Annotated in this window: 13 protein-coding genes; 3 read left to right on the forward strand and 10 right to left on the reverse strand. The window is 67.9% G+C overall.

Going from position 1 to position 14,384, the window contains the following annotated elements; translation table 11 throughout:
* Positions 1 to 44: 44 nt before the first annotated feature.
* Positions 45 to 1,580, reverse strand: coding sequence for an MFS transporter (locus RU09_RS15275; RefSeq protein WP_042541732.1), 1,536 nt, complete (start codon positions 1,578 to 1,580; stop codon positions 45 to 47).
* 112 nt (positions 1,581 to 1,692) lie between these two features.
* On the opposite strand from RU09_RS15275, the gene RU09_RS15280 reads away from it, so the two are divergent.
* The gene (locus RU09_RS15280) at positions 1,693 to 2,238 is read left to right on the forward strand and encodes a TetR/AcrR family transcriptional regulator (protein ID WP_042541733.1); all 546 of its coding nucleotides are present in this window, start codon (positions 1,693 to 1,695) and stop codon (positions 2,236 to 2,238) included.
* A 69-nt stretch (positions 2,239 to 2,307) separates the two neighbouring features.
* Here the strand turns inward: RU09_RS15280 and serA are convergent, their stop codons facing one another.
* The 3 genes from serA to RU09_RS15295 all read right to left on the reverse strand — a co-directional run bounded on the left by serA (position 2,308) and on the right by RU09_RS15295 (position 4,901).
* Entirely contained in the window at positions 2,308 to 3,912 is a 1,605-nt protein-coding gene (serA, locus tag RU09_RS15285; RefSeq protein ID WP_042541734.1) for a phosphoglycerate dehydrogenase, read from the reverse strand.
* A gap of 114 nt (positions 3,913 to 4,026) precedes the next feature.
* Complete coding sequence (locus RU09_RS15290; protein WP_042541735.1) at positions 4,027 to 4,380, reverse strand: hypothetical protein; 354 nt, start codon at positions 4,378 to 4,380, stop codon at positions 4,027 to 4,029.
* The gene (locus RU09_RS15295; RefSeq protein WP_042542136.1) at positions 4,377 to 4,901 is read right to left on the reverse strand and encodes a hypothetical protein; all 525 of its coding nucleotides are present in this window, start codon (positions 4,899 to 4,901) and stop codon (positions 4,377 to 4,379) included. The genes RU09_RS15290 and RU09_RS15295 overlap by 4 nt, the downstream gene beginning before the upstream one ends.
* A gap of 76 nt (positions 4,902 to 4,977) precedes the next feature.
* On the opposite strand from RU09_RS15295, the gene RU09_RS15300 reads away from it, so the two are divergent.
* Positions 4,978 to 5,910 carry a hypothetical protein gene (locus RU09_RS15300; RefSeq protein ID WP_156145951.1) on the forward strand — a complete coding sequence of 311 codons (933 nt, stop codon included), beginning with the start codon at positions 4,978 to 4,980 and terminating at the stop codon, positions 5,908 to 5,910.
* Positions 5,911 to 5,985: 75 nt separating this feature from the next.
* Here RU09_RS15300 and RU09_RS15305 read toward each other — a convergent pair whose 3' ends face one another.
* From RU09_RS15305 to RU09_RS15330, 6 genes are read right to left on the reverse strand one after another with little or no spacing between them, the layout of a single operon-like run.
* Complete coding sequence (locus RU09_RS15305) at positions 5,986 to 7,338, reverse strand: alpha-L-fucosidase (protein WP_042541736.1); 1,353 nt, start codon at positions 7,336 to 7,338, stop codon at positions 5,986 to 5,988.
* Positions 7,335 to 8,879, reverse strand: a complete 1,545-nt coding sequence (locus tag RU09_RS15310) for a M81 family metallopeptidase (protein WP_331452594.1) — start codon at positions 8,877 to 8,879, stop codon at positions 7,335 to 7,337. Before RU09_RS15310 ends, RU09_RS15305 begins: the two co-directional genes overlap by 4 nt.
* 56 nt (positions 8,880 to 8,935) lie before the next feature.
* Positions 8,936 to 9,916 (reverse strand): ROK family protein, encoded by a 981-nt coding sequence (locus tag RU09_RS15315; protein ID WP_228385694.1) that lies wholly within the window; start codon positions 9,914 to 9,916, stop codon positions 8,936 to 8,938.
* The gene (locus RU09_RS15320; protein WP_042541737.1) at positions 9,913 to 10,824 is read right to left on the reverse strand and encodes a carbohydrate ABC transporter permease; all 912 of its coding nucleotides are present in this window, start codon (positions 10,822 to 10,824) and stop codon (positions 9,913 to 9,915) included. The genes RU09_RS15315 and RU09_RS15320 overlap by 4 nt, the downstream gene beginning before the upstream one ends.
* Complete coding sequence (locus RU09_RS15325; RefSeq protein WP_042541738.1) at positions 10,814 to 11,719, reverse strand: carbohydrate ABC transporter permease; 906 nt, start codon at positions 11,717 to 11,719, stop codon at positions 10,814 to 10,816. The genes RU09_RS15320 and RU09_RS15325 overlap by 11 nt, the downstream gene beginning before the upstream one ends.
* A gap of 44 nt (positions 11,720 to 11,763) precedes the next feature.
* Entirely contained in the window at positions 11,764 to 13,020 is a 1,257-nt protein-coding gene (locus RU09_RS15330) for an ABC transporter substrate-binding protein (protein WP_042541739.1), read from the reverse strand.
* Between the two features lie 201 nt (positions 13,021 to 13,221).
* Here RU09_RS15330 and RU09_RS15335 point away from each other — a divergent pair, with 201 nt between their 5' ends.
* Positions 13,222 to 14,367, forward strand: coding sequence for an ROK family transcriptional regulator (locus RU09_RS15335; protein ID WP_042541740.1), 1,146 nt, complete (start codon positions 13,222 to 13,224; stop codon positions 14,365 to 14,367).
* The last annotated feature ends 17 nt before the right edge of the window (positions 14,368 to 14,384 follow it).

Raw genomic sequence — 14,384 nt, forward strand, 5'->3', positions numbered from 1 at the left:
CGCTCGGGCGGATGCCGAGCGGGCCGGTTCTCCCAGCGTACTGGTCAGTGCGCGGGGGCCTTGCGCAGTGTGACGGCCGCGATCACTCCGGCGAGAACGACCAGCCCTGCGCCGATCAGCGAGGTGACCATGACGCCCGAGCCGAATGCCGCCGATGCCGCGTCCCACAGCGCGTCTCCGAGCTGCGCAGGAAGCTCCTGCGCGGCGGTGTAGGCGCCCGCGAGGGTCTCGGTCGCCGCATGCGCGGCCTCGGCAGGAATGCCCTCCGGGACCACGAGCGCGCCCCGGTAGAACGCGGTGATGAGGCCACCGAGCACTGCCGTGCCGAGCACCGCACCGAGTTCGTACGCCGTCTCGGACACGGCGCTCGCGGCTCCGGCCTTCTCAGCCGGCGCGCTCGAGAGGATCAGCTCGTTCGAGATCGTCTCGGCACCGCCGATGCCGATCCCGAGCACCACGAACGCGATGACGAGGGGCGCGATGCCGTGATCGGACGTCGTGAACGCCACGAGCAGATAGCCGGCGACCGAGAAGACGAGTCCCACCGGCACCAGGATGTGGGGTGGCACCCTGCGGGAGATCGGCACCACGGAGAGTCCGGCCACGATCATCGCGAGCATGCCGGGCACGAGTGCCGCGCCCGCCATCATCGGCGAGAGGCCGAGCACGAGCTGCAGGTGCTGCGAGACGAAGTAGAGGAACCCCACGAGCGCGACCACGCTGAGGAGGTTGACCAGGATCGCCCCCGAGAACGAGCCCCGACGGAAGAGGCCCATGTCGAGCATGGGCACTTCAGCGGTGAGCTGGCGACGCACGAAGAGATAGCCCATGGCGACGCCGAGCAGCGCCCAGGCGCCGGCGGTGAGACTCGGCCCGTCGACGGCGAGCGACTTGATCGCATAGACGACGGGGATCATCGCGGCCATCGAGAGCACGATGCTGACGATGTCGATGCGTCCCGGATTCGGATCGCGACTCTCGGGCACAAGCAGCGGCGCCGCGATCAGCAGCGGGATGAGCACGGGGACGGCGATCAGGAACACCGAGCCCCAGTCGAAGTGCTCGAGCAGGAACCCTCCCACGATCGGACCGAGCGCCGAACCTGCGGAGAAGGCCGACGCCCACACCGCGATCGCGAGGCGACGCTGGTCGCGGTTCTGGAAGATCGAACGCAGGAGCGACAACGTCGACGGCATGAGCATCGCGCCGAACAAGCCGAGCAGCGCGCGTGCGGCGATCAGCAGCCCGGCGGTCGGGGCGAAGGCGGCGAGAGCCGACACGGCCGCGAAGCCGGAGGCACCGATCAGCAGCATCCGGCGACGTCCGAAGCGGTCGCCGAGGGTTCCCATGGTCACCAGGAGTCCTGCGAGCACGAGCGGGTACACGTCGATGATCCACAGCTGCTCCGCCCCGGTGGGCGCGAGCGCGATGGATATCTCGGGGAGCGCGAAGCTCAGCACCGTGTTGTCCACCGACACCAGGAGCACCGGCAGCATGAGGACGACGAGCGCCGCCCAGCCACGGGCTCCGACGCGGGGAGCATCCGTCTCTGTCGTCGGGATCGACGCAGTACGGGTCATGGAACACCTCTCAGGATCACGACGGCATCGTAACTAAACCGTCCAGCTGGTATAGTAACAGAATCGTCATCTGTCGGCGTTACGGTGATGAGAGACGAACAGAGGAACCCCGATGCCCCGACCTCCCCTGGCCCGCGAGCGCGTGCTCGACGCGTTCGAGTCGATCGTCATCAATGACGGCGAGCGAGCGGCGACGCTCGACGCGACGGCGAAAGCCGCCGGCGTCTCTAAGGGCGGGCTGCTCTACCATTTCGGTTCGAAAGAGGACCTCGCGGCGGGACTCCTCGATCGTCTCGACGCACTCACCACGGCAGACCTCGAGCGCATGGCCGCGGCAGACGAGGGTCCGGTGGCGTACTACGTGCGCACGTCCGTCATGGAGGACGACGCCTTGGATCGCGCGCTCATCGCCGCATCGCGTCTGGCACAGGGCGGCTCTCTGCCGGCGGGCGAGGCGCTGCGCACAGTGCGGCGCCGCTGGGAGGACATGATCCGTCCGCACGTGCGCGATCGGGCGAGCCTCAACCTCGTGATGCTGCTCAGCGACGGGCTCTACTTCAACAACTCACTCGACGTGAACGGCGAGGAGCACCTCGTCCCCCATCGCGACGAGCTCGACGATCTGATCGCCCTCGTGCTCCGCACCACGGCTCCCTGAGACGGGCGAGAGACAGAGCGGGAGGGACGGCCGCTCGGCCACCCCTCCCGCTCTCTTCGTGCGTCTGGATCAGATGTCGGTGATCTCGATCTGACGGAACAGGTCGGCGTCGATCTCGGTGCGCAGGTCCTCGAGCAGGTCGTCGGACACCGGCGAGTCCAGCGTCAGCACGCTGAGCGCCTGGTCACCGGCGCCGAGCCGCGAGATCTGCATACCGGCGATGTTGATGCCTGCCTCGCCGAACTTCTGGCCGTAGACCGCGACGATGCCGGGGCGGTCGGTGTAGAGCATCACGACGTGGTGCTTCTCGATCGGCAGCTCGAGCGCGTGGTCGTTGATGGCGACCAGCTTCTCTGCCTGCTTCGGACCGGTGAGGGTGCCCGACACCGAGAGCTGCGAGCCGTCGGAGAGAGCGCCGCTCAGAGTGATCACGTTGCGGTACTCGTCGCTCACGTCGTCCGCGAGAAGGCGAACCGCGATGCCGCGCTGGTCGGCGAGCAGCGGCGCGTTGACGTACGAGACCGTCTCGCTGACGATGTTGGTGAAGATGCCCTTGAGCGCCGCGAGCTTCAGCACGCTGACGTCGTAGTCGTTCAGCTCCCCGTGGACCTCGACGTCGAGGCTCGTGAGAGGCGACGTCGCCAGGGCGGCGAAGATCTGACCGAGCTTCTCGACGAGCGAGATTCCGGGGCGCACGTAAGGGTCGATGACTCCCCCGGCGACGTTGACCGCGTCGGGGACGAGGTCGCCGCCGAGCGCGAGGCGCACGGAGCGCGCGACCGAGACACCGGCCTTCTCCTGCGCCTCCTCGGTGCTGGCACCGAGGTGGGGGGTCACGACGACGTTGGGGAGGTCGAGCAGCGGACGAGCGGTTCCGCCCTCGGCGGGCGGCTCGGAGGTGAAGACGTCGAGTCCTGCGCCGGCGATCTCACCGGCGACGAGCGCGGCGTGAAGCGCTTCCTCATCGATGAGGCCACCGCGGGCGACGTTCACGACGAAGGCGGTCGGCTTCATGGCCTTGAACTGCTCGGCGCCGATCATGCCGGTCGTCTCGGGCGTCTTGGGCATGTGGATCGTGAGGAAGTCGGCCTCGGCGACGAGCTCGTCGAGCGAGAGGAGCTGCACACCGAGCTGCTGCGCACGAGCCGAGGTGACGTAGGGATCGTACGCGACGACGCGCATGTCGAACGCGGCGAGGCGGGCGGCGACGAGAGCGCCGATGCGACCGAGGCCGACGATGCCGACGGTCTTCTCGAAGAGTTCCGCGCCCGTGAACGAGCTGCGCTTCCACTGGCCGGCGGCGAGGGAGGCATGGGCCGCGGGGATGCGACGGGCGAGGCTGAGGATGTGTCCGACCGTGAGCTCGGCGGCCGAGATGATGTTCGACGTCGGAGCGTTGACGACCATGACGCCGGCCGCGGTGGCCGCCTTGATGTCGACGTTGTCGAGTCCGACGCCCGCGCGGGCGACGACCTTCAGCTTCGGCGCGTGCGTCAGCGCCTCTTCGTCGATGTGCGTCGCCGAGCGGATCAGCACCGCATCGGCCTCTGCGAGCGAGGCGAAGAGCGCCTCGCGGTCAGTGCCGTCGACGTTGCGGACGTCGAAGTCGGGACCGAGGGCCTCGATCGTGGCGGGAGAGAGAACTTCGGCGATGAGCACGACGGGCTTCGGCACAGGGATCCTTCGGGGCAGCGCGACAGGGGGCCGATGCGCCGCACACCATGGGGGCGCGATCACCTCAACTGTACCCGAGCGCTCCTGCTGCTCCGTGCCGTGTGACGCCGTGGATCAGACCACGGCCGTCACGAGATCCGACATGTTGAGGATGCTGTATCCGATCAGGCTCAACCAGAACACCGCCACGATGCCGAGGCCGGCCAGCAGCACCAGCGCGAGCTCGCCGGCGCGACGGCGTCGTCCGATCGCATACGCGAAGACGAACACGATGGCGGGGAAGACGACGCCGAAGAGCAGCGTCACCCATCCGATCCCCGTGAGGCCGTTCTGCGCCATCGAGATCACATGCGCGACGGCATTCCAGATGGCGTAGGCGTAGAAGAGACCTGCGAGGCCGAGAACGACCGCGCTCAGCCACCGAGGAGAACCGGAGGCTGCGGGAGAAGCCGACTGCGTCCCGGTCATGATCCGATCACCCCCACCGTCACGAAGGGCCATGGCACGAGAAGAACCACTCCGAGCAGGAGCAGCCCGATGCGGATCCAGGCCGCCTTGGCCCGGGTGAGCACCCACACCGCGAGGAACCACAGAGCGGGTGCCGCCACCGCGAGCACGAACCACGGCACGTACATGGCATCGGCCACGATCAGATTGGCGAGCGGCTTGAGCCGGAGGCCACCGACGACCCAGCCGATGCTGTACAGCAGATAGACGCCGCCGACGATCCCGAGTGTCAGGAGCATCGCCGTGCTCAGATGCGCCGGTTCCTGCTCATCGGGCATCGTGACCGTGCCGTCGGCATCGACGTGCCCGACGGCCTCGCTGCCCCGGCCGACGGCGTTCCACCCGTCCGGCAGGGCTGCGTCGTCGGAGGCGTCGCCATGGGGCGCGGACGCCTCTCTGTCAGAGCCCTTCGGTGCGGGCGTCTTCGGCGCGACGCCGTCGTCACCGTCCCAGGTCAGGGCGTCGTCGGAATCGGAAGTCATGTCCTCAGCGTAGGACACGTCGTCCACTATGCTCGGGGGCATCTGGGCCACCGGGGCCCTTTCCGGAAGGAAGATCGTGGCCGAGCAGAACAAGAGCGCCGACCAGAGCCCCTCTGGCGGTTCCGTCGACGAACCCACAGCCGGGTGGAAGCCGACGGCCGCAGCCAAGTCCAGGGCCACCACGTTCCGCTGGATCGCCGCCGTGCTGTGGGCGCTCGCGATCATCGGCGAGGGCGTCTCGATCTTCTGGCTCCTGCGCCAGCGCGAGTACGTCGGCGAGGACGGAGCCCTCGTCCGCGATCCGGACACCGGCCTGCTCGAAGACCGCGGCGTCACCGTGGTGTTCCCGCAGTGGGCGTTCGTCACCCTCCTCGTGCTGCTCGTGGTGATCGCAGCCCTTGCCATCACCGGTTCGATCCTGTGGAAGAAGGCGAACCGTCTCGATCCCGCCCGCAGGTCCGAGACGGTGCGCTTCTTCGTGCAGAACCAGCTCGGCGCGATCATCGCGATCGTCGCGTTCCTGCCCCTGGTGATCCTCATCTTCCTCAACAAGGACATGAGCAAGGGCCAGAAGACCACCGCCGGGATCGTCGGAGTGGTCCTCGCTCTGCTCGCCACGGTGATCGGAGTGGACTTCAACCCGCCCTCCGTCGAGAAGTACACCGCCGACCAGTCAGCCGTGATCCAGCTCCTCGGCAAAGACGAGGTCGTGTGGGTCGACGGCGGCGCGGTCTACCACGTCTGCGAAGACGTGTCGGACATCCAGACGGGCAGCGAGAAGCGCATCGGCACCACGGCAGAAGCCGTGGAGGCAGGCAAATCCCGCCTCACGCTGAAGTTCGCGTCCGAGTTGAATGCCTGCGGTCTGTCCGTCCCTCAGAACGCCGACGAGATCGAAGACGCGCTGCGCGAGATCCAGGCCGGCGCGGTCGACACCGCTCTCCCGGCTCCTGTCTGGACCAACGGCGACGACGCCCCGCCCGTGATCGAGGACGCACCGTCCGAGTGACGGACGACCGCACGCCGAGAGGGGCCCGGTGCGATGCGCACCGGGCCCCTTCGCGCGAACGGGTTACGGGGCCGGTCAGACTCCGGAAGCGGTGAGCACGGCGACCGCCTCTGCGCGCAGCGCCGAGGGGATGGTCGCTGTGCGCACGCCCGACGCATCGGACGTGGATTCGACCGCTGAGCCGTCCACCCAGCGCAGCGCGCTCTCGTCGAACTCCGCCGGCAGCTCGGCCGTGCCCGTCGTGGGATCGAGCACGTGCATGTGCACTCCGGCTGCGGAGCGCGTGTACCGACGCGGAGACCCGGTCGGCTCCCCCATCCTGATCCAGGGGCGAGTGCCGTAGATCGCGTCGCCGTTCGCCCGCAGCCACCCTCCGAGCTCGCGCATCGCACTGCGCTGCAGGGCGGGGATGGAACCGTCGGCGGCAGGGCCGACGTTGATGAGGAGATTGCCGTTCTTGGCCACGACGTCGACGAGGAGTCTGATGAGCGCAGCGCCCGACAGCGAGTGGCGCGAGTCCTCGTCCTGGTTGAAGCCGAAAGAGTAGCCGAGTCCGCGGGTCGACTCCCACGGCTCAGGGATGATCTCGGGAATGTCCGTGTATTCACGGGTGAGGAAGCCGTGGTACGGCACTCCCCACCGATCGTTCACGACGCCGTCGGGCACGGCATCGAAGTAGCGCCGGAGCAGCGCGGCGACCGCATAGTCGTCCCCGGCCTTCCCGCCGTCCGGCCACTCGATGTCGTTCCAGAGCAGGTCCGGCGAGAACCGCTCGATCAGCTCGTCGAGCTGTGCCGCCGAGTAGCGGGCGAAGTGCTCATCGTTGCGGCGGTAGCGGAACAGGTCCGTGTCGGACTCGATCGGCGGAAAATCGCTCACATGCCAGTCGAGCGCGCCCGAGTAGTACACGCCGAACTTCGCTCCCGCCCTGCGGGTCGCGGCCTGGAACTCCGCGATCAGATCACGACGGGGCCCGCGGGCGACCGCGTTGAATCCTGTCGTCTCGGTGCCCCACAGGCAGAACCCCTCGTGGTGCTTCGTGGTCGGCACGATGTACCGAGCCCCCGCATCCACGAGCTCTCCGACGAAGGAGTCCGCATCGAATGCCGACGCATCCCATCGATCGGCGAGGTCCTCGTACGAGGTTCCGGGGCCGAAGAGTCGCTGGTGCCGTTCCCAGGTGGGGCTTCCCGCGATTCGCACCGTGTTGCCGTACCACTCGGCGTACTGGTGCCACGCGTAGGCGTCTTCCGTGGGGATGTTCACGCCGTCGCCGTGCTGCACCGCCCATGCCGGCACCGAGTAGAGACCCCAGTGCACGAAGAAGCCCAGCTTCGCGTCGCGGTACCAGTCGGGCACGCCGTTCGTCGGATACACAGGCGCCGCAGTGCCGAAATCGGGGCCTGTGCGCTTCTCGAAGTTCATCATGCGATGGTCTCCTCACGGTCGCCGCGGCGTCCGACCACGGCGGTCAGGTCCGGCGTGCCGGACGGGTCGAACGGGTACACGCCCGGCTGCAGCCGATGATGACCGAGCCGCAGAAGGTCCTGGTCGACGCCACCGGGCGTGAGCGCGAGCGTCCAGCCGCGAGCGAGGTCGTACAGCTCGGGCTCCAGATAGCCGATCTTGACGACCACCATGTCGGCGGTCGTGGGTTCCAGCCCCAGCATCCGGAAGTCGGCCAGATGATGGAAGGGCTTGCGGCGCTCGGTGATGATCGCATGCAGACCGCCGACGGCGATCACGACCTGCGTGCCGGCGTCCGGATCACCCTCGGTGATCGAGAAGACGGTGCCGGTGATCTCGACGGGCCCATGCGGGCCGTCGTCCACTCGGGCTCCGGCCGACAGCGACACCGTGGCGCCGGCTCCCGCAGCGACCGCCTGGGCGACCGCGTCGGCATCGAACACCGAGGCGACCAGAGCGGTGTGCGAGCCGTCCGTCAGCTCGCGGCGGTCGAGCAGGTGCGCAAGAGTCCAGGTGACATCGCCCGCGCCCCCGGCCGTGGGGTTGTCTCCCGAGTCGGAGATCAGGTACGGACGCGCGGCATCCGGCGCGAGAGCCTTGGCGAGGGCCTCCTCGAGCGACCCCGTCTCGGCGACGAAGACGAAGTCCTCGCGCGCCTCCCAGAACATCCGGGCGATGCGCTCCGCTTCGCGGGTGATGACCTCGCGATCGTCACCGGTGACCACGACGTACGCCTGGCAACGTGGTTCATCCGCCCAGGCGTAGCCGATCCACACCGAGGCGTCGACGACACCGGGAAGTGCGTCGATCAGCGGGAGTTCGGCGTAGATCCCCCTGGCGGGTTCCAGTCGGGTGCTCGTCTTCTCACCCGGCAGCAGCACCGGCACTGGTACCCACGCGGTATACGGGCGCCGGCGCTGCGGATCGGCACCGCACTCCCCCCGCAGCCGGGCGAGGAGGTTCCACACGGCTCGTTCCTTGGTGTTCAGCCAGTCCTCGTGCGGTGCCATGCGGTAGCAGGTGAGCAGGTCCACGGCGTCGCGCAGCGTCTCCGAGACGTTGCCGTGCAGATCCATCGACGTCGACACCAGCGTGTCGTCCCCGAGCGCCTCCCGCACAGCGAGCGCGAGATCCCCCTCGGCGTCGTCCATGCCGACGACGCTCATGGCGCCGTGGATGTCGAAGAAGAACCCGTCGAATGGCCCGTGCGCGCGGATGCCGTCGACGATGGCCGTCTTCATGCGGCTGTAGGTGTCAGCATCCACGGCACCACCGGGAAGCGATCGGCCGTGGGTCAGCGGCACCCAGTCCGCGGCCTCCGCGAGCTCACGCCCCTCGTCGAGGAAGGGATAGTAGGCGCGCAGCTCCGCACCCGTGCGAACGGTGAACGCCTCGTCGCCGGAGATGTGCGGCGAGAATGTACTCGATTCGATCGAGATCCCGGCGATCCCGATCCTCGGTCGCTCGAGCCCGCCCGTCTCGACGCCAGGAAGCGCGCCCATCCAGATCTCGCTGGCCTCGGGTCGTGCGGTCACTGCTGTCTCCTCTGTCATGTTCGTCATGATCTCTCTCCCGCCGTCACGAGGGTCCGGCGCGCCGCTTCGATGGCGCCGAGCGCGACGGCATCCGCACCCAGCCGCGCCGGTGCGATGACGAGCGGCAGGCCGGAGACGGGAGAATCGGTCCGCAGCGTCTGCTCGATCGCCGGTGCCAGCAGATCCCAGGCCTCTGAGACTCCTCCTCCGACGATGGCGCGAGGAAGATCGAGCAGGGTCGCCGCGCTCGCGCACGCCAATGCGACCGCGCGGCCGGCCGACGCGAACACCTCGACGGCGATGGGGTCACCCGAGCGTGCTCGCTCGGCGACGGTGCGCGCGTCTTCGACGGCATCTCCGACGCGCTCGGAGTATCGGCGTGCGATCGAGGTCCCGGAGGCCAGGGTCTCGAGGTGACCGACCTGGCCGCAGGTGCAGACGAGGTCGCTGTACCCGGGGGTATGGCCGATCTCACCCGCTGCTCCGTGCGGACCATGCCGCAGCCGTCCGTCGATGATCACGGCGCCGCCGACTCCGGTGCCCAGCATCACGCCGAGCACGTCGTCGGCACGGCGATCGGCAGCCACCTCGCCGAGGAGGAAGGCGTTGACGTCGTTCTCGACGCTCACGGGCACCGAGAGCCGCGAGGACAGCGCATGGGCCAGAGGGAAGCCCGCCCACCCGACGAAGGTCGCCGAAGCCGCGCGGATGGTGCCGGTCGCATGATCGACGACCCCTGCCGCTCCCACGCCGACCGCGACGAGCTGCGCCGAGGCGCGGGCGACGAGATCACGCACGAGCGTCGCCGCGGCATCGGCCATCGCGTCGCCGCCCTCGCTCGCGGGCGCCGCGACGCTGGCGCGCGTGACGATCGTTCCCGATTCGTCGACGAGGAGACCCGCGATCTTGGTGCCTCCGATATCGATCCCGACGATGCCCTGCGATGCCCCGGGCGGTCGTGCATCCGGCGTCACCGCCATCTGTTCCTGATCGGTGACCGTCATCGTCCGCCGAGCCCCGCCATCGCGATGCCCTTGACCAGGTGCTTCTGCAGCACGATCACGAGCAGAGTCGTCGGGATCATCGAGATGATCGCCGCTGCCATCTGCAGATCCCACCGGGTGCCGGTGAGCCCCGCGAAGCTCGCGAGACCGACCGGAAGCGTGCCGTGCGCGTCGTAGTCGACTGTGACGATCAGCGGCCACAGGTAGCTGTTCCAGAACGTCAGGAAGGTGAAGACCGCCAGCACCGCGACGGCCGACTTCGACAGGGGCAGGATGATCTGCAGGAACGTGCGGACGGGACCCGCGCCGTCGACGCGGGCGGCCTCTTCGAGCTCATACGGGATACCGCGGAAGAACTGCCGCATCAGGAAGGTTCCGAAGGCGCCGAATGCGAAAGGCAGCACGAGCGCCTGATAGGTGTCGACCCAGTCGAACCACTGCATCACCTGGAACATCGGGATGACGAGCACCTCGGCCGGAACCATCAGAGTCGCGAGGAACAGGATGAAGACGGCATCCCTGCCCTTCCAGCGGAGGCGCCCGAACGCGTAGCCGGCTGTGGTCGAGACGACCAGCACCACGAGGGTTCCGAGGATAGCGACGATGAACGAGTTCGCGATGTACGTGACGAAGGGGCCGTAGGCGAAGACGTCCACGAAGTTGCTCCACCGCAGCTCGGAGCCGACGAGCGTGGGCGGCATCGAGAACATCTCGGTGTTCGGTTTCAGCGCCGAGAAGAACGCGTAGACGATGGGCGAGACGAAGATCAGCGCGGCGATGTAGATGCACACGTGCGCGATGACGAGGCGGACACGGGCCGCCGGCGTCGTCGCTGCACCACGTGCGCGCCGCAGCTCTCGGGGTGTGCGCATGGCCGCGGTGGGCGTGGTGAGGGTCTCAGTGCTCATAGTGCACCCACTTCTTCTGTGCGGCGAACTGCAGGCCGGTGATCGCGATGATGATCGCGAAGAGGATCCAGGCGGCCGCGGCGGCGAGGCCGAGGTCGCCGAACGTGAAGCCCTGCTCCCAGATGAACATGACGAGCGGCTTGGTGGCGTTCCCGGGCCCGCCGCCGGTGAGCAGCTGGGGCTGGACGAACACCTGGAGGGAGGTGATCATCGTCATGATCGTCGCGAAGAAGATCGCCGGCGAGATCATCGGGATGATGATGCTCCAGACGCGGCGGAACCCCTGCGCACCGTCGATGCTCGCCGCCTCGAGGACACTCTCGGGGAGCTGCTCGAGAGCGGCGGAGAAGATCAGCATGTTGTACCCGAGTCCCTGCCAGACGCTCATCGCGACGACCATGATCATGGCCCACGAGGGGTCGGCGAGGAAGTTGGGCAACTGGATCCCGAACCAGGTCTCCGAGAGACCGTTGAACAGGCCCTGGGGCTGCAGCATCATCTTCCACACCAGGACGTTCGCGACCATCGGGGTCACGACCGGGATGAAGAAGAGCACACGCAGGGCTCCGCGTCCGCGGATGCGCGGACCGAGGCCGAGGGCGAGCACGAGCGAGAGAGCGACGCTCAGCGGCACGTAGAGCAGCGTGTACACCGCCGAGTTGCGCAGCGCCGGCCAGAAGTCGGGGCTGCTGGTGAACAGCCTGATGTAGTTGTCCGCACCGTTGAAGGTCCGCTCGCCGAAGGTCGGCCAATCGAAGACGCTCATCACGATCGACAGCCCCACGGGCACGATCGTGAACAGGGCGAGCCCCACCAGGGCTGGGCTGGCAAATCCCAGCGCCTGGCGGGCCTCGACCTTGGCGAGCGATCCTCGACGTCTCGTCGTGATCGTCATCTCAGTTTCTTTCGTTGATTAGTGCAGCAGAGAGCGGAGTCGACTCACTCGCCGAACTGCGCCTGAGCGTTCGACAGCAGCTCTTCCATCGTCATCTGGCCGTTGTAGACGCTGACGAGGTTGGGCTGGATGTAGCTGTCGAGCTTCTGCCAGTTCTGCGTCATGTAGAGCGGCACGGTGTCGCCGAAGGCCGCCTCGAACACCGACTGCACCTGACCGCGGTACTCCTCGTCGATGGACTCGAAGTACAGCGGCTGCGACGAGATGCGAGCGGGGTACGAACGACCAGACGACGCGATGTAGTCCTGCGCATCCTCACCGAGGAGCGAGCCCATCACCTTAAGGGCGGCTTCGGGGTTCTCGCAGTTCGCGGAGATCCCGTAGCCCGAGCCGAGGATCGGCCCCGGGTTGCCGTCGACGCCCGCGGGCAGCGGAGCCATTCCGGCGGCGAAGCCGGACTCGTTGTTCAAGTAGGTCACCGCGTTCCAGGTGCCGTCGACGGCCATCGCCGCGTTGCCGCCCGAGTACTGGTTCTCACCCCAGCCTGTGTCGGAGGCGGACGCCACGGGCGCGGCGACCTTCTTCTCGTCGACGAGCCCGGCGTACCAGGACGCCGCGTCGACGAAAGCCTTCTCGTCGATGTGAAGCGAGCCGTCCTCCGACGCGGGCTGCGTCGCCGAGTAGGCGATCGGCATCGACATCCACTGGTAGCCGCCCATGCCCATGGCGAACCCGTACTTGCCGTCCTTGGTGGCGTCGGCCGCGATCTTGTCGAAGTCGTCGAACGTCCAGCCGATCTCCGGGGTGGCGGCGCCCGCTGACGTCAGCATGTCCTGGTTGTAGTAGACGAGCATCGTGGCGACGTCGAAGGGCACGCCGTAGACCTTGCCCTCGAAGCTCAGGATGCCGTCGGCGCTCGGGTTGAACTCCGACCAGTCGATGCCTGCCGTCTCGAGGTCATCCGCACTCAGCTCTCGGAAGCCCTGGGTGTAACCGCCGAGCTGTGCTCCGCTCATGCCCGTGACACAGGCCATGTTGCCACTCGCCATGTTCGTCGTGAGCTTGGTGAAGAAGTCGCTCCAGGGCGACGTCTGCAGCTTGATCTTGATGTCGGGGTTCTGCTCCTGGGCGAAGGCGACCTGCGCCTCCAAGGCGTCCACATCGGATTCGCTGCCGGCCCACATGTCGACGACGATCGTGTCGCCGTCGGCCGAACCGCCGGCGTCTCCACTCGCACAGCCGGTCATCGCCACAGCGACGCCGGCGACAGCGACGGCTGCCCCCACACGCAACTTCTTCATTGAATGCCTCCTCGGGAAGGATCAGGTTATTTCGAGGATCGAAGCAACCTAGTAGGATTTCGTATGAAGTGAGGCTGTCACACTTCACAATCCCTTGCAAGCCGAACATCCGATGTTTATCGGAGCTTGATAATTCGTAACGAGTCAGAAACGCAGGCTTGGACCGCTACGCTGACCTTGCTTCGATCACGAAGGAGCCTCATGCCCGACACCTCGCCCCTCGCCGTCGAGGATCAGCACTCTCGACGCATCCTCGATCTCGTCGCGCGCGGGGAGGCGCACTCCCGCAGCGAGATCGCCGCGCTGCTCGGCGTCGCGGCGTCGACCGTCGGGCTCAGGGTGCAGTCGCTCCTCGATGCGGGCGTGCTGGAGGAGGCAGGCGACGGCACCTCACGCGGGGGAAGACGACCACGCGTCCTGCAGATCGCCGGCGACGGCATCGTGCTGTCCGCCGACCTGGGCGGCCAGCACGCTCGGATCGGAAGGCACTCGCTGAGCGGCGCGCTGCTCGGCGTCGAGTCGATCGCGATCGATCTCACCGACGGCCCGGAGGCCACCCTCGGGCGCATCGCCGAGGTCTTCGAGCGCCTCGGCGCAGACACGCGGATCCACGCGATCGGCGTCAGCCTTCCCGGGCCTGTGGACACGCTCACCGGATCCGTCGATCAGCCTTCTCGCATGCCCGGCTGGCCGGGCTTTCGGGTCGGCGAGCACCTGGCCGGTCGCTTCGGAACGCATGTCACGGTCGACAACGACGCGAACCTCGCCGCGCTCGGCGAGCACCGCGCGCAGTTCGGCCACACGCACCACAGCATCACGGTGAAAGCGGGCACTGCCATCGGCAGCGGGGTGATCGTCGACGGGCACATCCACCGAGGCGCCACGAGCGCTGCCGGCGACATCACGCACACCCGCATCGACGGCAGCGGTGACATCCCCTGCTCGTGCGGCAACACCGGATGCCTCGAGACGGTCGCCAGCGGCGCGAGCCTCGTGCGTCAGATGCGCGAGCGCGGCAACGACACCGTGCGCACGACCGCCGATGTGCTGACGCTGGCGAGGGATGCCGATCCGCTCGCGACCTCGCTCGTACGGACTGCGGGCACGCACCTCGGCCAGGCACTGTCGGGGGTCGTGAACTTCTTCAACCCGCACGCGGTCTTCCTGACCGGGGGCATGAGCGCCTCCGAGCCGTTCATCGCCGCAGTCCGCAGTCGCGTCTACGAGGCGTGCCATCCCCTGGCGACGCAGCGACTGCGCATCGAGGCCGCGACGACGGGAGCGGATGCGATCCTGCACGGCGCCGCCCGCCTCGCGCTCGAGGGCATGGACGTGGCGGCGGGCTGATCCGCCGCCACTCCCCG

The organism is Microbacterium sp. MEJ108Y (assembly GCF_000834175.1).
Classification (GTDB): domain Bacteria; phylum Actinomycetota; class Actinomycetes; order Actinomycetales; family Microbacteriaceae; genus Microbacterium; species Microbacterium forte.

Bases quoted from the DNA above. Each gene is read 5' to 3' on its own strand.
- RU09_RS15310 (WP_331452594.1), bottom strand. From the start codon at position 8,879: ATGGGCGCGCTTCCTGGCGTCGAGACGGGCGGGCTCGAGCGACCGAGG.
- RU09_RS15335 (WP_042541740.1), top strand. From the start codon at position 13,222: ATGCCCGACACCTCGCCCCTCGCCGTCGAGGATCAGCACTCTCGACGC.
- RU09_RS15315 (WP_228385694.1), bottom strand. From the start codon at position 9,916: ATGACGGTCACCGATCAGGAACAGATGGCGGTGACGCCGGATGCACGA.
- RU09_RS15290 (WP_042541735.1), bottom strand. From the start codon at position 4,380: ATGACCGGGACGCAGTCGGCTTCTCCCGCAGCCTCCGGTTCTCCTCGG.
- RU09_RS15295 (WP_042542136.1), bottom strand. From the start codon at position 4,901: ATGACTTCCGATTCCGACGACGCCCTGACCTGGGACGGTGACGACGGC.
- RU09_RS15325 (WP_042541738.1), bottom strand. From the start codon at position 11,719: ATGACGATCACGACGAGACGTCGAGGATCGCTCGCCAAGGTCGAGGCC.
- RU09_RS15305 (WP_042541736.1), bottom strand. From the start codon at position 7,338: ATGATGAACTTCGAGAAGCGCACAGGCCCCGATTTCGGCACTGCGGCG.
- RU09_RS15275 (WP_042541732.1), bottom strand. From the start codon at position 1,580: ATGACCCGTACTGCGTCGATCCCGACGACAGAGACGGATGCTCCCCGC.
- RU09_RS15280 (WP_042541733.1), top strand. From the start codon at position 1,693: ATGCCCCGACCTCCCCTGGCCCGCGAGCGCGTGCTCGACGCGTTCGAG.
- RU09_RS15320 (WP_042541737.1), bottom strand. From the start codon at position 10,824: ATGAGCACTGAGACCCTCACCACGCCCACCGCGGCCATGCGCACACCC.
- RU09_RS15330 (WP_042541739.1), bottom strand. From the start codon at position 13,020: ATGAAGAAGTTGCGTGTGGGGGCAGCCGTCGCTGTCGCCGGCGTCGCT.